Origin of the sequence: Cupriavidus pampae (assembly GCF_914271485.1) — a bacterium.
Lineage (GTDB): Bacteria > Pseudomonadota > Gammaproteobacteria > Burkholderiales > Burkholderiaceae > Cupriavidus > Cupriavidus pampae.
In genome coordinates this window covers 134256-155539 of sequence record NZ_CAJZAG010000012.1, presented here as the reverse complement: position 1 = coordinate 155539, position 21284 = coordinate 134256, and the positions used below count along the sequence as shown (strand labels likewise).

General features: G+C 61.1%; 20 protein-coding genes. 10 read left to right on the top strand and 10 right to left on the bottom strand.

The features are described from left to right. Window positions 1–116: 116 nt before the first annotated feature. Window positions 117–245 carry a hypothetical protein gene (locus LDO41_RS34270; RefSeq protein WP_290370922.1) on the top strand — a complete coding sequence of 43 codons (129 nt, stop codon included), beginning with the start codon at window positions 117–119 and terminating at the stop codon, window positions 243–245. Here the strand turns inward: LDO41_RS34270 and parM are convergent. From parM to LDO41_RS27945, 5 genes are read right to left on the bottom strand one after another with little or no spacing between them, the layout of a single operon-like run. Further along, window positions 236–1291 (bottom strand): ParM/StbA family protein, encoded by a 1056-nt coding sequence (gene parM / locus LDO41_RS27965; protein ID WP_223994235.1) that lies wholly within the window; start codon window positions 1289–1291, stop codon window positions 236–238. The genes LDO41_RS34270 and parM overlap by 10 nt on opposite strands. 38 nt (window positions 1292–1329) lie before the next feature. Further along, window positions 1330–1578 carry an IcmT/TraK family protein gene (gene icmT / locus LDO41_RS34395; RefSeq protein WP_223994233.1) on the bottom strand — a complete coding sequence of 83 codons (249 nt, stop codon included), beginning with the start codon at window positions 1576–1578 and terminating at the stop codon, window positions 1330–1332. Beyond that, window positions 1568–2749, bottom strand: coding sequence for a type IV pilus twitching motility protein PilT (locus LDO41_RS27955; RefSeq protein ID WP_223994231.1), 1182 nt, complete (start codon window positions 2747–2749; stop codon window positions 1568–1570). The genes icmT and LDO41_RS27955 overlap by 11 nt, the downstream gene beginning before the upstream one ends. Further along, complete coding sequence (locus tag LDO41_RS27950) at window positions 2749–3558, bottom strand: type IV secretory system conjugative DNA transfer family protein (protein ID WP_223994230.1); 810 nt, start codon at window positions 3556–3558, stop codon at window positions 2749–2751. The genes LDO41_RS27955 and LDO41_RS27950 overlap by 1 nt, the downstream gene beginning before the upstream one ends. 7 nt (window positions 3559–3565) lie before the next feature. Next, complete coding sequence (locus LDO41_RS27945; RefSeq protein WP_223994228.1) at window positions 3566–4027, bottom strand: DotD/TraH family lipoprotein; 462 nt, start codon at window positions 4025–4027, stop codon at window positions 3566–3568. A gap of 836 nt (window positions 4028–4863) precedes the next feature. On the opposite strand from LDO41_RS27945, the gene LDO41_RS27940 reads away from it, so the two are divergent. Both LDO41_RS27940 and LDO41_RS27935 read left to right on the top strand, forming a co-directional pair. Then, a complete protein-coding gene (locus tag LDO41_RS27940) occupies window positions 4864–5859 on the top strand; it encodes a hypothetical protein (RefSeq protein WP_223994227.1) in 996 nt (331 codons plus the stop codon). A gap of 909 nt (window positions 5860–6768) precedes the next feature. Next, window positions 6769–7119, top strand: coding sequence for a hypothetical protein (locus tag LDO41_RS27935; RefSeq protein ID WP_223994226.1), 351 nt, complete (start codon window positions 6769–6771; stop codon window positions 7117–7119). A gap of 105 nt (window positions 7120–7224) precedes the next feature. On the opposite strand, the gene LDO41_RS27930 is transcribed toward LDO41_RS27935, so the two are convergent. The 5 genes from LDO41_RS27930 to LDO41_RS27910 all read right to left on the bottom strand — a co-directional run bounded on the left by LDO41_RS27930 (window position 7225) and on the right by LDO41_RS27910 (window position 13363). After that, window positions 7225–7914, bottom strand: coding sequence for a maleylpyruvate isomerase N-terminal domain-containing protein (locus LDO41_RS27930; protein ID WP_223994225.1), 690 nt, complete (start codon window positions 7912–7914; stop codon window positions 7225–7227). 315 nt (window positions 7915–8229) lie between these two features. Next, window positions 8230–9648 carry a hypothetical protein gene (locus LDO41_RS27925; RefSeq protein ID WP_223994224.1) on the bottom strand — a complete coding sequence of 473 codons (1419 nt, stop codon included), beginning with the start codon at window positions 9646–9648 and terminating at the stop codon, window positions 8230–8232. Window positions 9649–9892: 244 nt separating this feature from the next. Beyond that, window positions 9893–10903, bottom strand: coding sequence for a ParB/RepB/Spo0J family partition protein (locus LDO41_RS27920; protein WP_223994223.1), 1011 nt, complete (start codon window positions 10901–10903; stop codon window positions 9893–9895). Between the two features lie 10 nt (window positions 10904–10913). Next, window positions 10914–12245 (bottom strand): ParA family protein, encoded by a 1332-nt coding sequence (locus LDO41_RS27915; RefSeq protein ID WP_290370921.1) that lies wholly within the window; start codon window positions 12243–12245, stop codon window positions 10914–10916. 236 nt (window positions 12246–12481) lie between these two features. Then, window positions 12482–13363, bottom strand: coding sequence for a hypothetical protein (locus tag LDO41_RS27910; protein ID WP_223994222.1), 882 nt, complete (start codon window positions 13361–13363; stop codon window positions 12482–12484). 123 nt (window positions 13364–13486) lie between these two features. On the opposite strand from LDO41_RS27910, the gene trfA reads away from it, so the two are divergent. The 7 genes from trfA to LDO41_RS27875 all read left to right on the top strand — a co-directional run bounded on the left by trfA (window position 13487) and on the right by LDO41_RS27875 (window position 21273). Further along, window positions 13487–14755 carry a plasmid replication initiator TrfA gene (trfA, locus tag LDO41_RS27905; protein ID WP_223994220.1) on the top strand — a complete coding sequence of 423 codons (1269 nt, stop codon included), beginning with the start codon at window positions 13487–13489 and terminating at the stop codon, window positions 14753–14755. A 100-nt stretch (window positions 14756–14855) separates the two neighbouring features. Beyond that, window positions 14856–15407: a YcbK family protein gene (locus tag LDO41_RS27900; protein WP_223994218.1), complete on the top strand. Its 552-nt coding sequence runs from the start codon at window positions 14856–14858 to the stop codon at window positions 15405–15407. An 887-nt stretch (window positions 15408–16294) separates the two neighbouring features. Beyond that, a complete protein-coding gene (locus LDO41_RS27895) occupies window positions 16295–16861 on the top strand; it encodes a hypothetical protein (protein ID WP_223994216.1) in 567 nt (188 codons plus the stop codon). A gap of 252 nt (window positions 16862–17113) precedes the next feature. Continuing rightward, a complete protein-coding gene (locus LDO41_RS27890) occupies window positions 17114–17785 on the top strand; it encodes a DotI/IcmL family type IV secretion protein (protein WP_223994215.1) in 672 nt (223 codons plus the stop codon). Beyond that, the gene (locus LDO41_RS27885) at window positions 17782–18705 is read left to right on the top strand and encodes a DotH/IcmK family type IV secretion protein (RefSeq protein ID WP_223994214.1); all 924 of its coding nucleotides are present in this window, start codon (window positions 17782–17784) and stop codon (window positions 18703–18705) included. Before LDO41_RS27890 ends, LDO41_RS27885 begins: the two co-directional genes overlap by 4 nt. A 4-nt stretch (window positions 18706–18709) precedes the next feature. Further along, the gene (locus LDO41_RS27880; protein ID WP_223994213.1) at window positions 18710–20107 is read left to right on the top strand and encodes a TrbI/VirB10 family protein; all 1398 of its coding nucleotides are present in this window, start codon (window positions 18710–18712) and stop codon (window positions 20105–20107) included. 44 nt (window positions 20108–20151) lie between these two features. Continuing rightward, window positions 20152–21273: a hypothetical protein gene (locus tag LDO41_RS27875; protein ID WP_223994212.1), complete on the top strand. Its 1122-nt coding sequence runs from the start codon at window positions 20152–20154 to the stop codon at window positions 21271–21273. The last annotated feature ends 11 nt before the right edge of the window (window positions 21274–21284 follow it).

Sequence of the window (21284 nt, the reverse complement as noted above, 5' to 3'; positions counted from 1 at the left end):
TTGGGGCCACTCTTGCGGCCCCTGCCGACCTGATCCCGACACGCATCTGCGATGAGGGCACCCAGCCCGCCCTCATCCAGATCCGCGAGTCCTCGCATCAGAACCAAACGGCACACATGCATACGTACCCCGTTTGGGATGCCCCGCAGGACTGCCAGCAATTGCTGGTCCGCTTCGCGTTTCAGATCAAGGACGACATTCATGCGCTCGACATGCTGATCGTCCGACATGCCGCTCAGCCCTGATTCGTGAATTTCGCGGCCTTCCAGTTGCCACGAGCGTTGGCGTTTTGCGGATCCGGCACGAAAACGGCGTGCGGGTACAGATCCTTCATCTGGACTTCCAGCAGCTGCGAGCCACCACCGACGAAATACACGGCTTCGAGATCGGCGCCGTCTCTTACGCGGCGCTTGAGCTCTTGCACGATCTGCTTGGATAACAGGTCCTTTTCGTGATCGACGATGTCTGCGCATTGATGGGTCGTGCCCCATACGCGCAGTTCGCCGGTCATGATGGCCCGGTCCACCTGTTTCGGATTGAGGGAATCGATCTTGAAGTGCTGCTTGAGCGCCAGCTCCACTGCCGTATTGAGCGACAGGCCGCCGATGTTTGCACTGCCCGAGCGCGCCGCGTCGATGTTGCGGCCGCCGTTAATGATGACGCCCACGTCCGTCGTCTTGCCGCCGATATCCACGATGGCGATCGGGCCCGCATCCACTTGCGCCCACACCGCATCGACCTCGTTGCCGCTGTTATCGATGGCGAGGTCATAGAAGGCGCCGATGGCCTCGGCATACACCCGGTGGCCGACGATCTTCGCCAGTTGGATCGACGGGTTGCGATTGCGCAGGGTGGCCGCACCGAGTGCGGCGATCTTGCGCTGCACCAGTTCGAGGTTGGGTCGGCCGGCAACGTAGAAGTCGCTGATCGGCAGGCCGCTGGCGATCGAGACGTTGCGCCCCGCAAGGCCGAGCTTCACCAGCGCATGGTGAATCAGCACGTGGTTTTCCGTGCTCAGCGCGTAGGTGCCCAGACGGGTGTCCATGAACTGCACCGAGTCAGAAACCGTGTAGGTATCGCCCGCTTCGTTCTCGTACCAGCTGTCGTCGTCGCCACTATTGGCGAGTTCGATGTTGGTGCCTACGGCGATGCGCGAGGCGACATAGATGCTGCGGAGCTCACCAAACGCGTCGGTGACCGCCTTGATACCGAAGTGGCCGTCGTCGACGCCCACGAATACCGGTTCGTTGTCAGGAAGAGAGGCCGCGACGGCCAACTGAGGTTTTGCCATGTGTTTGTATTCCATCGTTGAGTAGAAAAGCGGTCATTTCAGCGCATGCGCCTAACCGTCTTGACAGGTCCGGTGAGCCAGACTCTGGTTTTTCGTATGAACTTGGTCAGATTGAGGCCAAGTTTCGCCTCGATTATAAGGAAAAAAATAATTAAAATGCATCCGAACCAGAACAAAAAAAGACTTTTTATGATGAGGAGCGGCGGAAACGGGCTAAATGCACGCGCGTCGATCCCAAAAAGCTTCACTTCGTTCGCGGTGTTCCGCCAATGCGGGTCAGCGGCCATACTGCCTCCGCACGTGGTCGAGGGTCTGGCCCGAGATCATGTTGGTGTCGTACAGGCGTTCGGCCGACTGCAGGAAGGTTCGGCCGTGTTCCCTCACCCGGTCGCGCATCATGTCGGTGAGGCGTACAGGATCGGCTTTGCGGATGATGTCATTGCGCAGGTCCTCGTTCAGGACCAGAAATTCCCGCAGCGCCACGCGTCCCACCCCGCTCTTGTGCAGGACCATGCGTTGGTTCACGAGCACCCGGGCCGTGTCGATGACATCGAACATCATGACGGCCCGCTGCGACGGCGGGTAGAACGACAGCAGGCGCGACGGAATCGATGCGCACTCGTTGGTGTGCAGCGAGCTCATGGTCATGTGACCGGTGTTGGCGGCTTGAAACACGGCCGACGCGGTTTCCTCGTCCCGCGTTTCGCCCACCATGATGGCACTCGGGTCCATTCGCATGAGCCCGCGCACGCCTTCCCCAAAGGTTTTCACGTCTCGCCCCACCTCCATCTGGTGAAGGACGCTATGCTTGCTGACGATGTTGTCAAACACCGTCTCGATCGGCTTTTCCAACGTGGCGAAGTTGCCATCCACGATCGGGTTGTCGAGTTCCAGCATGTACCGGATCTGGGCGCTAAGCGTGGTCGACTTGCCGGAACCGGTCGCGCCGGTAATCCACACACTGCCAACCTCGCACTGCATGCCTTCCACCAGCTCCGGTTCGAGCCCGATCTGCTCAATGGTCATCGGCTCGCCGGGGATCGCCCGCATAATGATCTGGACGCTCTTGGCGTTGCGCAACTCACCGCGCAGGGCATTGACGCGAAATCGGTAGCGCAGCTTCTCTCCGGCCTTGTCGCGCTTATCGGTTGGATCGATCACGCTATAGCTCGTGGCCACTTCCTCACCCATCTCGACACGAGACGCCTGCGTACCACCACCGCAGGCGAAGTCGAGAATGCTCATGACGTCGTCATTCGTGAGCCGCTGGGTCGTCAGCTGACGCAAAGACCCATCACGCTTGCACAGCACCGGGTTACCGGTCTGGAAATAGATGTCGCTAGCACGAGACCTGACCGCCTCGTACATCAGCGCCTGCAGGTCAGACTTCTCACCCCACTGGCTGGGTTCGCTAAAGTCTGTCTCGTACTGGATCGGGGACTGATCGACGTGCCACATCAGCGCGTCTCCGGCAGCCGGCGAGGCGCGGGGGCCGTCTCCTCGGCAGGTCGCTGCAGCTGGCCTACTTCCTGACCCAGTGCTTCCCACTGGGACATATTGGGGTTGAACGAGGGGGTGCGCGTGATGCGCAGCAGCTGCTCGTCGATGGTCATGGTGTCGCCGTTCGAATTGATCGGCATGAGCGACTGGGCCACGACCGGCAGGCTGATCTGGTTGCTTAGCGCCAGCATGCGGTACCGGACCATGCCGGTGTAGTCGCGGTTCAGACGTTTGGCGTTGGCATCCAGAATGTCATCGGCCTGTTTCAGGCCGTCCTGCCAGCCGTCGGCAACAGCTTGCTTCCAGATCTGTTGCTCGGCGCTATCGCGCGGCAGCAACTTCAGATTGGTTGCATTGAGCTCGCCCGGTTCCAAATACAGGTACTCACGCCACGTCGGTACCCGAGAAGTAAAGCGCGGGGCCGATTCCATCTTGTAGCGCACGCCCGAGAACATGACCGTGCGGTCGCTGTCCTGTGTATAGACGTCGCGCGTCTCGGTCAATACCGGCGGAACCACACGGCCCTCGATCATGAGGGGCTGGAAGTTGTACGTCGTATCAAGCGACCGCTCGGCCTGCTTGAGCGCGGCGTTGATGACCTTGGTGCGCGCGAGCAGTGCGCCGCGCGCGCCCAAGCTGAGCCCGGCGTTGCGCAGCGCATCCAGACGCGTGCCGCGACCGCCCTCGCCCGATTCGGATGCCTTACGCTCGATCGCGGGCTGATTGAGGTTCTGCAGCGCTTCGAGCGAACCGAGATCCATCGCCATGGTCGTATTACCCCTTGTAGTGCAGCTCGATCGTGTCGGGATTGAGCTTGATGTCGAAGAAGGGGGTGGCGTAGCCGATGTTCTTGAGCACGTCGAGGACCGGCTTGTTCTTGACGTACACGCTGGTGACCACGCCGCCCGGCGGACGCTTGCCGTAGATCTCCAGCTTGTAGTCGTACTTATTAGTGATGTCGCGCAGGACAGTTTCCACGTCACCGTAGAAGTCGTAATTCACGACATCGGTGAGCAGACGTTGGCGGCGCACCAGTGCATTCTGGTTCTTGGCATCCGTAGCCATCGCGAGCTCGCGCTGCGCATTGACTGCGACGCTCGCGTAGCCATCCAGCTTGGCCAGCACGGCGGCGGTCTGCTGCGCCTCCGGCGTTTCCGTGGTGGGCGACTGGGCGCAGCCCGCCGCCAGTACCAGCGTGGCCACAGCGATGGCCGACTTCTTAGCAAGTTCCCGCATGTCGATCCTTGGACGCAAGTATCAGGTCTTTCACGGCATGCATTCTCACAGATTTTTGCTTTTCCGTCTCACGTGGATACGAAAATAATTATTTTTTTCTGTTGCATCTGCGCCAAACGGCTCACTCCCGCACCCGGACAGCCCTTCCGAGTCGTCCTTCTTGGGGCTCCTGAGCCGCTGCCACGTAAACCGACGTTTACGGTGCCGCCCCACCCCACGTTTACGACAGCGCCCCCGCCCGCACGTTAACCATTGCCCTCGACAGTTATCCGACCCGAACCCACCTACCCTCCGTGCCCGTGCCTTACGGGCCGATTGCGATGTATTCCTTGACATTGCAATACTAGTAATTCGGGCGCCAATACCCGCGCAAGGCCAGTCCCCGCTTTAAAGCATCACGAGAGATCAAGGCTTCGCCGGCGATGCGCTGTCATTTAATGAATTCTTTGACATTGCAATACATTCTTTTGCAACCGCAATGCGGGTGGGCCGATACCACGACCCTCGTGCTTCACCTCGGGGCCGCGTCAGTGCCTTTCGAGTGAACGCATACGTCCCTGCGGTATCGCGATGGGTGCGTTTACGCACCCCCGTTATAGACAGCGCGGCGCGGCACGTTTACGGGCCCGTTGCGGACTGGCTATAACGGGGGGAGATACCAAAACAATCGTGCGCGTTCACACATCAGGCTGTCAGCGGCCCCGGCATTGCCAATTCGGTATCAAAAGTGGAAAATCGATCGCGCAATTGCTTATCGCGAGCCCGATAAACGTGTGCGCGGCACCGTATACGGCTTTAAAGAGGCACCGATTTCCCGCCGGACTGATTCCACATCCATGCAGAGCGTGACCAGCTTCTCCCGATCGACGCCAACGCGTGGCCTCAGCACCGTGGCCGCGTACGAGCGTTACTACCGCCGCCACGCCGAGCGGCTCGCGCGCGAGCAGCACATCGAGAACCCGACCCCCTCTGAGATCGTGGCCGACCTGATCCTGCAGCGTGCCGGCATGGCGATGAGTACGTGGCGCTACCGCAAGGCCGCCGTCATGTACGTGATCGAGCACCAGCATCCGGGACACCACGAGGCGCTTGAGGCGCTGCGCGAACATGGCTCGGGCGGGCTCGCCCGCACCAGCGGCAACACGGCCGGGCGCAAACGCAAGCATGTGCCACTGGCCGAGTGGACGGAGATCAAGCATGTAATCGGTCGCCGGATCAAGGAGGGGTACCGCCATGCGCAGGCGCTACTGGACGTACTGGAGGCGACGCTGCTGACGGGCCTGCGCCCGATCGAATGGTCGTTCTCCGCTTTCGCAACGCACGAGGAATCGGGCCGGCCGGTGTTGCGCGTGACCAATGCCAAGCATTCGAACGGCCGCGCAAACGGCGAGACGCGTGAGCTATTCGTCGACCAGCTGACCGATGAGGAACGGGCCACAATCGGTCGCGCGTTGGCCGCGTGCGCGGCCGAAACCCGAGACGACGCCGAGCGATTCAAGCTGGCGCTCAAGCACGAGCTGGAGACCTGCCGGATGATGGCGGTAGCGGGCACACGCAAGCCCGCCTCCAGCGTGACGCAGTATTCGTTCCGGCACCAGTTCATCGCGGATGCGAAGCAGACGTTCGAAACCCCGCTGCTGTTGTCAGCGGCCGTCGGTCATGCAAGCACCAAGACGGCCTTTGAGCATTACGGCAAGCGCAAGCACGGGCGTGGCCGCGTGCGGGTGTTTCCGACCCCGGAAAGTGTCGCGGCGGTGCAGAACGTCACCCTTGAAACCTATCGCAGCTATCTCGCGGCCCAGCAAGGCGGCCGCATTCCGCAGGTGCGCTGAAACGACGCAGCTTCACACAGCCCGCCGGGGCGTGACACCTTGCGGTCCGGGCGGTAACGCGCCAGCAAGGCGAGCGCTGCGAAGACAGCGAGATATCGGGATCGCAAGGACCGGCCGACAGGCCGGTCTTTTTTGTTTGGAGCGCGCGCAACGAGCCACGCCGACGGCGTGCCAGACACCCGGCAGCGTGGGCAGCGATATCGCGCAAGGCCGGACGCGTGCACGCGCACCGCCCGTTGCGGTGACGCAGGGCCGGCCGGGGACCGGCTGGGGATGGCAAACGCAAGGCGATGCATCGCGCGTGGCCAGTACGCCCTTGACCGTGGTGTAGGGAGGTGCGCTGGCGCGGTGTAAGTCGCGCGCACGCTCTTTGGGTCGCGGTGACGCTGTGGGAGTGATGCGGTGCCGCTCACACGTACGCGGCGACGCGAGGGGTCGTTGTGGCGCCGCGCAGGGGCGTTACGGTGCCGCTGCCCGACGCGGCGCGCGAGCGCCGCCGATTTTCTCGGTAACGCCGGTGCCCGTCAACGCGGTAGCACCGGAGACCGGGGACGAAGGCCGCGAAATGCGTACGCGAAAGTCCGGATGAGCCAGCGCGCGACAGAAGCGCCCGCCGGGGCGCGATCGCCCAATCCAGCGCGCCTGCGGCGCGCCCATCCACCCTTTGCGCGAAGGCGCCTGCGCCGTGCCGGCTTGTCGCCTTGCGGCCCGCAAGCCGGGGCCACAGCACCGATGGAAGGGCTGACGGCATGCGCGCGCGGCGCGAGGTGTTGCGCTGCAGGGGCTGAAGGACAGCGGAACACCGCCAGCAGATTCGGTCGCGCCGCGACCAGTACTCGGCCATGCCGATGTCGGGGGCTGCCCGCGCGTATGGTGCGGCACTATGCTTGTTCGGGCTGGAGGGTGACCATGCGCCGCTGGCCTCTGTTTGGTTTAACCGCCCTCGCCTTCGCTGCCCTCGCCAGCGAAAGGTGGGCCCGCGCGGCGCGCCGATGCGCGCTCGACGACCACGTCGCGGTTCGCCAGCCGCGCGCGCGGCGCTACCGCTATCTGGCCGGCGTTCTGGACGGCCGGCTGTTCGGCATCACGGTAATCGCCGGGCGAATCGGGCCGACGGCGGCGGCTGATGCGCAGGCGCTGCAACACGCCCTCCCCCATCGCGTTGAGCGCGACGCACTGGCGCACCAAATCGACCGGGTCTATCGGGATCCGCTGAACGTCAACCTGTCGCTGGACGCGGCCGCCTTCGTCGCCGCGTAGCAGATCCGGGCCTGCTAGCCGACGGCGAACTGCTGCGGTCGCGCGCGGACGCGCGGCACCGCCCGCCGGCAGACTGACGCGCGGCGCCAGTCCAACCGCCGTCGCTCAGGTCTCCGAGGGAATCGCTGGCCAGAACACCAGCTTGTGGCTGGCCACCAGCTGCTGCAGCCCGCGCTCATCCACGAACGGGGTGGCGGCCGCCACTGGGTCGGTGAGGCCCGTTGTGGCCAGATAGTGGTCAAGGTGTTCGGGCAGGAACCAGTCCCACAGCGTGGTCTCGAAGACGATCCCGTAACGCTCCCCTTTTCCGAGATCCTCCACCTGAAACACGATGCCGCGATCGCCCTCGCTTGCCACCATGCCGATGTCGCGGCAGGCCGTGACGATCGTGCCCTGCGCGAAGTACCCGTGATGCCGATAGCCCGCGCCGCTGCGCTTGGCCGCTTCGGCCGCCGCCGCGCGCGCGGCCTCGCGGCTTCTCGCTTCCTGCGAATGCTCGTCGAGCAGTCCATGCAGGCGCCGCGCCAACAGCCGCTTGTCGCGCGTCATGGTGCGCTTGTTCGGCAGTCCCACCAGCGCGTCGTTCCAGTGCGCGGCGCGGGCGGGGTTGCGCGCGAGGTTGCTCATCCACGTGGTCGAGATACCCCAGTGGGCGGCGAGCTCCTTGTAGGTCCAGCCCTTCCACTTCACAAACGCCTTCCACTGCTCGGGCGTGAAGCGCTGCGTGGGGGCCGGCTGCAGCATCTGCTGGGGCGCGGGCACGGCGGGCGGATTGGTCGGGCGTGGCGCGATCATCTTTTCGGGGTTCGTTCGCTCGCAATAGTTGACGGGGATGACCCGCGGACCGGGTAACATAAACTATACATCATGTTTTTGCGTTTCCATCCCTAAATTCTTCTCTCGCTAACTATTTGTTTTTAATAGTATTTGGTGCGCAGAAGTGCGGCCGGATAGGGCTACATCGTCTGTCGTCTTTCCGGATCACTCAACCGATATTTGAAGATCCCTTTTGGCGGTGTATTCACAGTCATTCTTTGACATTGGAATTCATTGAGTGTCAGTGACATTGCACTGCGGCGCGCTGCCAGCTTGGCCCACCCGGCACGACAATTACCGGGTGATCGGCTTGGCCAGCAGCGCGCGTAGCTCGGCCATTCCGGCCTGCATGGCGGCACTGCGCTCACGGCGCGCTGGCTCGGCTACCGGCACGCTGGACACAGACGGGGTGCCACCGGGTTTTCCGGTGGCCCGATCCGCTTCAGTGCGCAGGGTATGCTTCGCGCCCGGCTCAACGCTAGTGGTGCCAGCCATGGCCGCTCCCTGCGCATTAAAACTGGTCGCGCCGACCGTGCCCACGGTCTCGCGCGGTGCGCGCTGGCCATTAGTCAGTCCGTCCGCTAGCCGCTCGGCGAATCGCGCGTCCAGCGCCGGCGTAGCCGGCAGCAGCTTGGCGCTGCGCAGCCCGTTGGCTACTCCAGCGATCCAACCGGGGCCAGCGATTCGGTCGGCGACCTCCTGCGGGTCGCGCACCGTCAGCGTCGTGCCGTCGGTCGAAACGGCGTAGCGCGTGGTGGCGTCACGCTCGTAAAACACCTGCCCGGCGATACGGGCCTGCAGTTCGGCATGGGCCTGCGCGGCCTCGGCCGTGGCGATGGCGCGGTTGGCGGCGTCGCGACGCTGGCGGGCAAGGAAGCCGAAATCGGTCGGACTGCGCAGTAGCGTGGCAAGGTAGGCACGGGGGTATTTAGCCTTGGCAATGAGCTTGGCAGCGACGGCCACAATGTCGCCAAGGCGCTTACCGTGTTCGACTCGTGCGGAGCGCATCAGGGCAAAGATGTAGAACTTCGAAAACCCCATTGCCTGCAGCGGCTTCACGTCCTCAGGCAGGTCTCCGGGTTGTCTCTTTTGAGAGGAAGGGCCCTGATAAAACCTATATAGAGAGCGGCCTGACAAAGTGGCAGACGGTTGGTCCGCAGAAGAGGGGATGTCGGTTTTGGCCTCATCGCGGGAAGGCAGGGGCTGAAGAAAACCCAGCAAGCGCGCAGCCATTTCAGTCAGGTAGATGAAGCGGCCCGCAAACTCGCCACTGCCTTTGCGGTTCTGTTCATCCTCCGAGCGGATCATGCCGGCCGCCAGCAGGTCGGTGAGGCCGCGCTGTAGCGTACGCAGCGACTGGCCAGCACGATTGGCTAGATACGGGCGACGCGCGAAAACGGAGCGCAGGGGCTGGTGCTGATCGACGGTGAGAGCGATCGCGGCCAGCGTATTGCGAGCGCGTCGGGGAAGGGTAGTCAGACTGCGGGCACGGTGATTGGCCTGCAGGACAATGTAGGGCAGACGCGTCTCGTCGACGACGAAGTCCACTTCGTCGTCGGGGCAATCCTCGTCAGGAATGGCGTCGGACTCCGCCGGCGTGTCGCCGTACGATATGTCGTCCGCGAGGGCGGCTGCAAGCTCAGCAGCGTGAATGTTGGTGTCGTGCAGGCGCAACGTATCCTCGCCTGCAATCTGGGATTGCGCGATGTTCATGCGGGTCTCTTTGCAAAAAGAGGGGGCCACGCTTGACTCCATCGCGTCATCCGCTACACTTTGGATTCCTAGTCCTTCCTCATAGCGAGGTTGGGTGTAGCGGGCTCTGGGATGGAACCAAGCCCTTTTCTTTCAAAAGCCTTCGGTTGCAGCCGAAGGCTTTTGTCTTTGGGGCGCTTGCCCGGGGAATTACGTCTTTCTCATTTCGTAAGTCCTTGTTTTCAAAGAATGTTCTAGTAGAACATCACGCGTTCTTAGCAAGTTCGGCCTTCATGAACTCGGCGAATTTCTTCGCCCACGCTGCCGCGTCATCGTCGGAAACCGACTTAGCGAAGCGCACGCCGATAACCTTGTTTCGAATCGAGATGTCGCAGAACTTCTGCTTGCCAAACCTGACTGTCTCCGCCGGGGCGGCGGTAGGCGCGTTTTTTGTGTCCTTCGGGGCTGCCAAGGCCACTGCTTGTTCCTGTGTCACCGAGTCATCTGCCACAAGTTTTTTGACGGCCTCAGTAACGTTGGCCTCATGCCCTTCTTGAGCCAACTTCGCTAGCTTCAGCGCAGCGTTCGCGCCGAGGCGAGCAGGCTTTTGGCTAAGCAGATTCAGGGCGGCTTCAGGCAGGCCGTCGAACTGCATGATTCGCGTAACATGCGGCCGACTGATTCCGGTCGAGTCAGCGATCGCCGCGTGCGTCAACCCGGAGATCAGCGCGAGCTTTTTGAAGTTCCAATACTTCTCAAAATCGCTCAGCGCAGGAGACAACAAGTTGCTGAGGAAGGCGACCATTTCCACTTGGTCGTCGGCAACCTCGATAACGAAAGCAGGAATCGAGGTTCTGCCGAGATCCCTGAAAACCGCAGTCCGATTGTGGCCAGCAACAAGCTCGTATCTGCCATTTGCCTTTCGTCGAACCGTGATTGGTTGGCCCAGCGGATGCCGCCCGAGATTTTCCTTGAGCTCCCCATACTCTTCGGGAGTGAGCTTGCGCCGCCGGCCTTCTACCTCATCGATCGAATCGAGCGAGATATGCATACTGGCCTTCACATTCTCAAGCTGGGCCGTCGTTGCTTTGAGTTGGGCCTGCAGCCGCTCTATATCCGCCTCTGCGTTCTGCAGCGCCCCTTGCATGACCATCATCTGGCCCGGAGCGGTGCGAGGAGCCGAGGGAGGGGCAGCGTCAGCCGCAGCAATATCCTCAGGGGTGACCTTGATGCTGGCAGCTGCCGACGCGAACCGCTTTTTCAATCCATTTGCCATTGAGTTTCTCCTACCAGTCAGCGCTTACCTTGTCGTCGATGTAATCGACCATGCTGTCGCACGGGATCCGAATACGGCGCAAGGTTTCCGCACTCGTATCGCTACCTCCTAAGTCATAAACCGTGGAGAATCGCATGTTGCTGTTCCGGGCTAGCTCGGTTTCCGGGATTTCGATCGGCATCACGCGGCTGCCATAGACCTCCCGAATCCAAGTTGAAACTAGGCGGGGGGCATCCTTCTGCGACATCCGGGTGACAAGAATTTCGAGGAAATCGAATTCCTTCACATGCTCTTCGCCCCGACTCTCCATTCCGGTTACCAGATCCGAAAACAGCTGCCAGAACTGCACCATGGACGCAAACGACAGCACGTCAGGTACGACAGGCACCACGACACCATCAGACGCGAAAATCGCATTGATTGTGAGGTAGCTCAGCGTCGGGGCAGTATCGAGAATGATGTAGTCATAGTCGTCCTTCAATTGCTCCAAGCCATCACTCAGCACTTTCTCGAAATGCGTCTGCGCCTTGTTAGCCTCCGGGACCATGTCCTGAATCTTGCTCAGCCCATTCGCGACGGCCTGTGTGTACTCAGGATTAATAGGCCCGCCAGACACCATCGCTAGCTGCTGTCTCAATGCCGCGATCTCTGCTCGGACTTCCCGCTGGAGCTTGCCCATGTCGGCATCACGAACCGCCCGAGCGGGCAGCATGAACTCTGCGTTGAACAGCTCGGTGGAAGAGGGAATCAAATCAAGGTTTGGCCAATAGGTCTCAAGCGGAAGCTCCTTCATGTTGAAGGGCTTACCCATCGAAAACGCTTCGATCAGTGGCATGATGGTCTGCCCAGCGCTGATCTCGGCATGGGGATTGATCCCATACAGTGTCGTGGCGCTACCTTGTGGGTCAAGGTCAATGTGGCACACCCTCCGGCCGCGCCGCAGTGCGAGACCTTGGCCGAGCAGTGTTGACATTGTTGTCTTGGTCACGCCCCCCTTAAAGTTGGCCACGGCGATAACCTTGCCTTTGCCCTTCCGCTGCTTCGGCTTTAGCTCGGCCCGCACCCACTGCATCGCCTCTTCCAAAGTAAAATGCCGCATGCCCCCCGGGCGCGGTTGCAGGCCCTGAGGGAGCTCGCCCTTTTTGAGCACGCGACTAAACCGAAGGCGGTCAATGGCGCACAGTTCCTGCAGACGGGTGGAAGAGATCAGAGGCGCTTCCTTCCGGGGGAAGGGCTCCAGCATTTCGTCTCGAATCTTCTGGAGCATCCGCGCGGACAACCCCGCGAGACGTTTCAGGTCTTCAGCGCTTGTCTTACCGGGGGACGGAAGTTTAATGTCCATGAGATCTCGTCATTGAATTTGTAAACCGTGCGATTCCTAGGATCGCGCTACAGAAACCGTATTCTGATGTTTATTCTGTAGCATTGGCGTGAAGGTTAGCTGGCCTGTGACGTATACGCAAGTTAACTTTGCGCCGTTGCGTGCATGCCGCAGGTGATCTGAACCAGATTCCTGCTGTTTTGGGCAACAAAAAAGCCCGTCGGCGACGGGCTTGGTGGCGGAGGAGGAGGTGTCGGTCACATGCCGGCGGCGCGCTGGGCGAATGCCATATAGTGGTCAGGCGGGATGACCGACGCTGGTGAAACATCAGATCCCGTCCGGTCACCTGACTGCCCCATACCCCCTTGCTGTTGGGAATCAACGACGAGCGCCAGCTTGGTGGTTTCCGTCACGGGAGCCGCTGGCTCCCGTGACGGCAAGGCCTTGGCGGCTTCGACGCGGTCCGAAATCATGGCGATCAGATCGTCCGGCTGCAGATTGAATTCCTTGGCCGCTGCCTGCACGTCCGTCCAGCTGTAGCGGAGTGTGCCGCCACCTAGCATCCCCCGGAACTGGGCGTGGCTGCAGGCATTGTTGTCCACGAGTGTGAGGAACATGTCGAAATCCTTGTCCGACATGACCGTACTGTGAGCGAACGAAGTCTGGAAGAGGCCCCGCAACTCCTCGGCGAATCCGTCGGATACGCCAGAGATCACGATATCGACCTGCGCGTCGTCGCGGCTGTCATGTAGTAAGACGAGGCGGCGCGGACGGCCGAGCATGCGGCGGCGAGTCAGGACCTCGGCCATGACGATCGATTCGTTGCCGCCGAATAGTGCCTTCTTAATAGAGCTCAGCGTGGTGCGCCACTCAGTCTGTTGCTTGGCCGGACACTTCCAAAGCCTGACTTCCTTGGGCGCGAGCGCCGTGTTGTCCGCGTTGACGCCGATCAGGTGGAGGATACGGCCATAGGTGTCCTGAGAAAGCAACAGACGGGGGTCCTTCTCATTATCTCCGCCGGTCATCATGGCCATCAGGGATGCCATCGGCACGCCCGTGCGCGAGACCAGTGCTTCCATCGAGAGTCCACGCAGAAAAGCGACATCTTTCAGGTGCTGCCTGCTCAATTTTTTTGCCATCTTGGCGCCTCGTGATGTTGTAAACGTCGCAATCGGATAGAAATTTAATGATATTTTTCTATGGCGCGTATAATAGCAGGCATTTTTGAGAATTCCAGCCCATCTGCCGGGGCAACACAACACATGGACATCGCGAACCTCGCCGAACAACGTGCGACCATCTTGGTCGACGGTAAGCAAACCGAGATCCGTGCGCGGGACGTCAAACGAAGCATCCTCGCGGCCATGACGAACCACAACCTGACACCCGACGATGCGTGGGAACGTGTCCAAGTCGACATGGCGAGGATGCTGGGCGGGGAGCGGCCGGGGACGCCAACAATGGCCCAGACCGATCTATGTTGTGCCGCGACTGAGGCGGTAGCGGGGAGCGTGTCGCTGGAAGATGTCCCGGCAGTTGCCGCCGCCGCTCCACCACCGCTGGACAGTCAGAATTCACTCCAAACGCATCCGCCAGCGACCAAAAATCCTTTGACACAGGCGCTTCGGGGTGAGGCACTGAGAAAGATGGTCTTGGAGCAGCACGAAAACGATCTCCATCCCCAAGCGAATCTGCTGGCGAGGGTCGACGCAGTGGATCCGATTCGCGATGCAGTTGACCCAAGGCGCGCAGAAGATCGCCAACAGGTACAGGATCTCGGACTACGTTTTCCGCCGGCGCCGACGGGCCGATCGGCGTTCCCGGCAGATCTGTGCCGTACCTCAATCTTTCATGTCGCGAGCAACAATGTTCCCCGACGGCAATGCGACGAGGAAGCGATGGGGCAGATTGGCGACCAAATCAGCATCAGCTATTCGGGCATCGAGTTGCGCCATGATGATGAACGCGTGTTGATGCAGCTGATCCAGATCGCCCAACACCTGATGCCGTGGCAATGGATCGAGATAAGTACCATCCCGTTTGCCAGACAAGCAACCGGATCAAAGCGCAAGCTTGGGAAGACAGACGCGGAATCCGTTGATGACGCGCTGTGGCGCCTGCGCAAGGGCTTAGTGGTTCTGGCGCGCGACCGGAACTTCATCCCATTCAATCCAATCCGCGAACTCAGCGGTGCCGGGTCGAAGCGATACGTCCAGCTGGATGCACGCATGGTGCTGCTGTTCAAAAACAGCTATGTATTGCTCGACGACAAGGTGTACCACGAGACCCGTGGCATCGAGCGCCAGATCTTCAAGTACCTTCATACCAATCAGCACGAAAAAATCTATCCCGTGAAGGTGCAGACGCTCTTCGAGCTTTGCTACGGCAGCATTGAGGCCCTGAAGACCACCTACATGAAGGAAACTTTGAAGTCCGAAAAGGACGCGCGCCGCGCCATCCTGAAGAAGGTTCCGACTTCCGGAAGAAGGGCCTGCCCGCAGCCCTGCATGATCTGCAGGCCAAACACGTGATCGCTTCGTTCGAAGCAGACGAGAAGCAAGACAAGGTTACGATTCACAAGGGCGCGTTCTTCAGCCAGAACGCACGACCTGCACTGGCCGCGTCCGCCGCATGAATCGCCGGGAGTTTCTATGCCGCGCCGGGGCCGCCGGCGCAGCCCTACTCGTGCCATCGATCGCTGGGGCGCGCACTGACGACTACTGGGTCCGCGACCGCGTGCTATGGCTGCGCCGGCAGGAAACTGGAGAGGAGTACCGGGTGGTGTATTGGTCAGGCGGGCAGGTTGATTACAACAACTACGTACGACTTTGCTATATCCTGCGCGACCAGCAGAAATCGCAGACAGTGATGATGGACGTCAACCTGCTGAATCTCCTGTATGGCGCTCAGTACTGGCAGGAGCTGCTACTTGGTCGGCCGACACCTTGGGTCATCACCAGTGGCTATCGGACTGAAGAGACCAATCGGAAGGAAGGCGGCAAGGAGAATTCCGAGCACAAGCACGCCAAGGCAGCTGACGTGAAGCACGATGTCTACACGCCCACACAAGTGGCCAAGATGCTCGGCTTCTTTGGAATGGGTGGGGTAGGGGTGTACGACACCTTCACGCACGGTGACAGCGGCCGCGTGCGATTCTGGGACGGTTCCAAGCGTAAGCGCTGAATAGTTGTTTGCAAGACCCACCGGGTCTTGTCCATCGTTGGGCGCGCCTCCGGGCGCGCCTTTTTTTATGCGCATACGTTCCCTGTCATTCATTGTATTGCAATGTCAACGAATGAAGGGAAGCAGGCCACCCTCGACGGACTGGGTGAGAGCAGTGGAACTACGTGGTGAACTCGGACATGGGGTGGTGACGCGGCGCGTTGGCGTGGCGAACTCGGACAAAACCGTGGTGAACTTGGACAGAAATCCAGCCGGTCGAGTGGGCCGTAGCCGTATACCGACGTCGCTAATGCACCCACGAAAGGGAGTGGTGAACTCGGACATTGGCATTCCGGTGCCGAAATAGCACGTGGTGAACTCGGACAAATGGCGTGGGGAACACGCACAAGACCGTGGTCAACTCGGACAGGCTCCGTGGCTAACTCGGACAGAGGACGTGGTGAACCCGGACACAGTACGTGGCGAGCTCGGACACACTACGTGGTCAACCCGGACAGAGTACGTGGTCAACTCGGACACTATCGACCAAAAAGCGCCATTAAACCATTGATTTCACGATGGAATTCGCCCCGTCCGGATCTGTGCAATAGTTTTTAGTAAACGTATACCACTGTTTACTACTACCCAGTAAACGCGTGCGCCTGCGCACGCGGGGGGTGGAGTGGAGATCAACAAAGACAGAAAAGGCAGAAGCGGACTCCAGCCGGGATGTGGGTGTTCACCGTCCATAGTGCAATGACGTGGTGAACTCGGACATTGGCCATATACGACACAATCGCGACAGCCGCACGTGAAAAAAACGTTATTTTTCTCTTCACGATTGACACAAATACCGCATTTCTCGGAGAATGCCACCGCTATCTAAACCTTTTTGATGCCCCTGCCCGATGCCGGAAGCCACCCAGACCGACCGACTACTTGCCGCGCTCCAGCGCAAGCAGTACTTCGCGCACCGTTTCGCGAAGCAGGTCGTACAGGTTTTTTCCCACAGCGTGGGGGACGAGGATGTCCGAGTTCGCCTCTTTGTGAACGAGCTGATCGGCGTGATCCCGGACGCAGTCCGGGAGGATTGCGTCGAGCAACTGATCCGCAAGGTGGTGAACGAATGGACGGAATGCCCGAGCGTCAGTGACATCCGAGCATTGATTGCCGAGGCCGTATTGGCCAGCGCGGGCGAAACGTTCGAGACTCTCATGGAGCGCGCTCGCCTCTTCGTGCACGCGCCGCCAACCAATCCCGGCATTGCCGAACGCTGGCTCGAAAAGGTCCTCTGGACCAGCGTCCGGAAGATCGGGCGCGAACGATTCGCTGTGACGACGACGACCGAATGGAAACAGGCTGTCACGCGCGCCATCATGCTTGACGAGCCGTTGATCGCATTCGAGCCTTCGGTGCCGGTGGTCGTGCCAACTGCCAAGCGCGACTACCGATCGCTCCTGCCACGTCATGACTAAGCGCCAGCCAACACACACCCCGTTCGCGACGAGTTGGGGGCATCCGCGTACCGAGCGCTCTCCCGCGTTTCATCGCGTTGTCGGTCGATGGTTTGCGCATATCGCCACGGTGTGCCGATATGCTACTTACGGGCTTGCCGCTGTCGCCTTGGCACTCACCGTCTATGCAACGCTGTTTGTCGAGCACGTCCAAGCGTTCGCAAGCGATGGCACAGTGTTCTCGTGCGAACTCCCCATTATCCGAGCCAGCCAATGAGCAACAAGCCAGACAAGAATCTGCAGCGCGTCCACGACACTCGTTACGAGGAAGCAAAGAACTACTCGGACAACAAACGGGCCGCTGTCATCTGGTTGCCACTGGTGCTCATCATGGCCGCTGCATGCTTCTTCCTCGGTTGGTACGCGTTCTTCTACAAGACCGAGCACTTTCTCCCGACGACCAACGCCGCTGCAGTCTGCAGCGTGCCGGGCATCAACGAGCCGACCGTCGATCTTGCAGCGATCACCGAGTTTGCCGTTGACGTCGCCGTCGGCGTGAACACCTACGATTTCAAAAACTTCCAACGCCAGATCGAGACCGTTGCCGCGCGCAACATGACCGAGGAATACCGCAACGCGTACGTGAATGCGTTTGGCAATTCCCAGACACTGCAAACAGTCCGGACTAACTTCTTTGTCGTGTCGGCCACTAGCGCCGGTACGGGCCGGGTGCCCGTGTTGTCCCGACATAGCAACCCCAATTCGCCGTCACCGGCTTGGTGGATCATCGACGTCCCGCTGAGCGTGTCGTACACCGCAGGCGCCAAGGCTCCCACTACGGAAACGCTGCTGTTGAAGGTGACCGTGAAGCGTGTTCCACCCACTCGTGCGAACTCGCGGGGCATCGCCGTGGCCAACATCGAGTCGTCCTATCTGCTCAAATGAAACTGACCATGCGCAAAATTCTCGGTGTGTGCACATTGGCCGTCGCGGCCGGCGCGCACGCACAGGCACAGCAACAGCAGGTGTCGACCCCTCCCGTTCCCATCATTCAGGAGACCGTGCGTAGCACGGTGCAGGAGCAAAACGCACTGGTCCTCACGCCAGAGCAGATCGAGCAACTGAAGCTTGGCGCGTCGAATGCCCGCAAGCAGATGATTTCGCCCTATCCGCAGAACAAGGTGGCCAAGCCGGTCACGCGCACGTTCTACATCGAGCCGGACGCCGCGCAGCCTCCTCGCATGGTGCGGCTTTCGTCAGGCTGGATCACACCGCTGGTCTTCAGCGACACCAACGGCAATCCGTGGTTCGTCAAGAGCGTTTCCCTCGACTGTAGTCTCGTAACGGACGGCGTATCGTGCGGCGAGCGCACCGCCAACAGCAACGGCGCGGCCGCTGCCACGAACATTGTGAAACTGGCTCCGAGGCTGATGTACGCCTATGGCAACGTCGTCGTGGAGCTCGAAGACCTGCCGTCGCCGCTGACGTTTGTTGTCACGGCCGGGCAGTCCGATGAAGTGGACGCGCAGATCCCGGTCCGCGTTGCGGGGCGTAACCCGAACGCAAAGCCGCAGATCATTGCGATGGATCGCATGCCAGAACTGGACACCGCTATGGGCGGTTTTTTGGACGGCGTGCCGCCGCAAGGCGCGGTGCGTCTGAAAGTCGGCGGCTACGGCGCCGAGGCATGGATGTTGAATGGAAAGCTGTATCTGCGCACCCGCCACACCTTGCTTTCCCCGGCATTCGCAAACCATGTCGGCAGCGCGGACGGCATGCATGTTTATGCCTTCAATCGCGTCTATCCGTCGTTGCTCGTGAGCATTGACGGCAAAGCCAACGCCATGAACATCTCCGGAAATTAATGCAATGAGCGAGAACGATCCCAACATCAATCCGGCGGATGATCTCGATGACGCGGGCACGGAATTCGATCCGCAAGCGCAAAAGGCCGCCGACAAGCGCAGCCGCGAACTAGGCAAGCGGAACATCAAGGCCGTGTTCGGCGCGGGCAAGGGCAGGGTGGCGATCATCACCTTTGGGGTCGTGATCGTCGGCATTCTTGTCATTGGCATCATGAGCTGGAATCGCAAGCCACCTCCGATCACCGCGCAGCGCGTTGACGCCACGGGCGCTCTGGCCCCTGCGCCGCAAGGCACCTCACCGACGTTTGCAGCGAACCCCGCCGAGGCGCAGATGCGCCGAGAGGCGATCAATGCAGAAAGCGAGCAGGTGAACCGCCAAGGCGGCGTGTATATCCCCCAACCCGTTGTCACCGGCGACAACGCGAACGCTTACAAGCTCGGTGGCAATGCAATGGCACCGGCAAGCGCTCCCGCCGCTGCGCCGGCCAGTGCGGCAGCCGCAGCGTCCGGCACATCGGGGGCAAGTGCTCCTGCGGCAACGGCCCCGCAGGTCATCGTCATGGATCCGCAGGCTCGGGCGAAGTATGTGAAGGAAGACATCATGCCGCAGGTGAACTGCGCGCGTGGTTGGGCCTGTCCGTCGTCGGGAGGCGGCCCAAGCTTTTCGACCGGCCGCTATGAATTGCCGGACCGCTCGCCAAAGATGGTCCAAACATCGATGCAGGCAAATCAGGCCAATCCGTACGGCGCCGGACAGGCGAACGGCGCAGCTGCTACACCTCAATTGTCGGGCCAGCAGATGGCCGCAGCGTCGGGCCAAAAGCCGCTGTTTGATGCTGGCGATGCCGTGTATTGCACCTTGAAATTCGGTGTTAGCTCGGACGCGGCTCGCAAGGATGTCGTGGCCAACTGCTATGACGGCGAGCAGACGTTCAACGTACTCGGCCGCGCCGAGCCCAGCAGTCAGGACGCGATCGACCAGAGCTTTTCTGTTGTGCTGGACAAGTTGTCGCGTCCGGGCAAAGGCGTGATTGCCATTACCGCGATCGGCATCGACTCCGAAGGCGAAAGCGCCATGGCTGACGACGTGAACAAGCACGGCGTGCGTAAGTACGGCAGCTTGTTCGTGGCGGGCGCCCTGAAGGGTATTGGTCAGGCAGCGTCCATCATCACTGGTACCACGAGCGCAACCACCGTGGGCAATGTGACAACGACGACTACGACCACGGACAAGATCGACGCACGGCGCACAGCACAGATGGCCGCCGGGCAAGTCGGCATTGCCATGGGCGACACTTTTGCGCGCGAAGCACAGGCGATCAAGCCGACCGTCAAGCTCTATCGGAACAAGGACCTGACCGTCGTTTTCTTGGCGCCCGTGTACGAAGAAAAAAAATACTGATTTCCTATTGAAGCGCGAGCACTACCTACTCGAAGAGGCACAACGTGACAACCCTTGAACACGCGGACATCCAGATGGGCGATGACATCATTGACGACGCCGACCACGAGCTCGACGACACCCCGCCCCCGCCTGCACGCGCTGCTGCAAAGAAGGGGGGCGTGCCGGGATGGTTGAAGATCGTATCGGGCCTCTTCGGCCTCGTCGTGCTCGGTTTGGCAAGTGCCTTTGCCTACAAGGTCTGGCAGCAGCGGCAAGCAGCGGCCGCTGAAGCCGAAGTCATCATGCAGCAGCCGGCCCACCCGGTGCAGCAGCAGGCGGGGCCGAATGCTGGGGCGCCGGTACCGGTCGCCCAAATGGTGACGCCACCGGGGAGGCAGCCCCAGATCCAGCCGGGAGTGCAACCCGGGATGCAGGCACAACCGGCAATCCAACCGGCGCCTGCGATGCAGCAGTCGGTGCAGGCCGCGCCGCAGGAGCCGCAACAGGCGGTACCGGCAAACGAGCCGGCGATCGCAGTCGCAGCCGCCGCCGCTGCTGCGGCCCATAGCCCCCCTTCTCCGCAGATGCCTGCTGTCGTCACACCGCCGCATTCCCAACAAGACGCGCCCGCGCTGGATGCGCGTACGGCGCAGATCGTTCGCGACTGGCCGCGCGAGCGCGAGGAGATCCAGAAGCGCCTCGCGAACGTGGATGCACGTCTGCAGGAGCTTTCGGTCGCTATCAAGGCGCTGAACGATAGCCGCAATGCTGCGGCGCAGACGAAGCCGGAGCCGAAGCCCGAAGCAAAGCCGCAGCAGAAGGCGCAGCCCAAGAAGGAAGTGCATGCGAAGCCGGCCGCCAAAGAGTCGCAAGAGAGCGCCGACGCTGAGCAAAAACGTGAAGCAGCCGCTGGCGTCGTACGCGGCGTGCCGCGCACCGTCGCCGCTGCGAAGGCTGCGCCGCCGGCGGCCAAGACGACGGGTGAGCCGACGCCGCGACGCGACTACTTCCTCACGGGCTGGATTGGCAACCGGGCGTTCTACGAGCGCACCGGCGGTGTCAAAGAAGGCCGCGAGGACAGCGTAACCGTGGGTGACGCGATCGATGGATTGAAGGTTGTCGCAGTCGATACGCGCAATCGCAGGATCGTGCTGGAGAACAACCAGTACATCGGCTTTCGCTAATCGGAGCGGAC

What these genes read in the sequence shown, in the direction of transcription:
- LDO41_RS27890 (WP_223994215.1), top strand. Translation starts at nt 17,114, where the DNA reads ATGAGCAACAAGCCAGACAAGAATCTGCAGCGCGTCCACGACACTCGT.
- LDO41_RS27880 (WP_223994213.1), top strand. Translation starts at nt 18,710, where the DNA reads ATGAGCGAGAACGATCCCAACATCAATCCGGCGGATGATCTCGATGAC.
- LDO41_RS27940 (WP_223994227.1), top strand. Translation starts at nt 4,864, where the DNA reads ATGCAGAGCGTGACCAGCTTCTCCCGATCGACGCCAACGCGTGGCCTC.
- LDO41_RS27895 (WP_223994216.1), top strand. Translation starts at nt 16,295, where the DNA reads ATGCCGGAAGCCACCCAGACCGACCGACTACTTGCCGCGCTCCAGCGC.
- LDO41_RS27930 (WP_223994225.1), bottom strand. Translation starts at nt 7,914, where the DNA reads ATGATCGCGCCACGCCCGACCAATCCGCCCGCCGTGCCCGCGCCCCAG.
- LDO41_RS27950 (WP_223994230.1), bottom strand. Translation starts at nt 3,558, where the DNA reads ATGGCGATGGATCTCGGTTCGCTCGAAGCGCTGCAGAACCTCAATCAG.
- LDO41_RS27920 (WP_223994223.1), bottom strand. Translation starts at nt 10,903, where the DNA reads ATGGCAAATGGATTGAAAAAGCGGTTCGCGTCGGCAGCTGCCAGCATC.
- LDO41_RS27885 (WP_223994214.1), top strand. Translation starts at nt 17,782, where the DNA reads ATGAAACTGACCATGCGCAAAATTCTCGGTGTGTGCACATTGGCCGTC.
- LDO41_RS27945 (WP_223994228.1), bottom strand. Translation starts at nt 4,027, where the DNA reads ATGCGGGAACTTGCTAAGAAGTCGGCCATCGCTGTGGCCACGCTGGTA.
- LDO41_RS27900 (WP_223994218.1), top strand. Translation starts at nt 14,856, where the DNA reads ATGAATCGCCGGGAGTTTCTATGCCGCGCCGGGGCCGCCGGCGCAGCC.
- parM (WP_223994235.1), bottom strand. Translation starts at nt 1,291, where the DNA reads ATGGCAAAACCTCAGTTGGCCGTCGCGGCCTCTCTTCCTGACAACGAA.
- LDO41_RS27910 (WP_223994222.1), bottom strand. Translation starts at nt 13,363, where the DNA reads ATGGCAAAAAAATTGAGCAGGCAGCACCTGAAAGATGTCGCTTTTCTG.
- LDO41_RS27935 (WP_223994226.1), top strand. Translation starts at nt 6,769, where the DNA reads ATGCGCCGCTGGCCTCTGTTTGGTTTAACCGCCCTCGCCTTCGCTGCC.
- icmT (WP_223994233.1), bottom strand. Translation starts at nt 1,578, where the DNA reads ATGGCCGCTGACCCGCATTGGCGGAACACCGCGAACGAAGTGAAGCTT.
- trfA (WP_223994220.1), top strand. Translation starts at nt 13,487, where the DNA reads ATGGACATCGCGAACCTCGCCGAACAACGTGCGACCATCTTGGTCGAC.
- LDO41_RS34270 (WP_290370922.1), top strand. Translation starts at nt 117, where the DNA reads ATGCATACGTACCCCGTTTGGGATGCCCCGCAGGACTGCCAGCAATTG.
- LDO41_RS27915 (WP_290370921.1), bottom strand. Translation starts at nt 12,245, where the DNA reads ATGGACATTAAACTTCCGTCCCCCGGTAAGACAAGCGCTGAAGACCTG.
- LDO41_RS27955 (WP_223994231.1), bottom strand. Translation starts at nt 2,749, where the DNA reads ATGTGGCACGTCGATCAGTCCCCGATCCAGTACGAGACAGACTTTAGC.
- LDO41_RS27925 (WP_223994224.1), bottom strand. Translation starts at nt 9,648, where the DNA reads ATGAACATCGCGCAATCCCAGATTGCAGGCGAGGATACGTTGCGCCTG.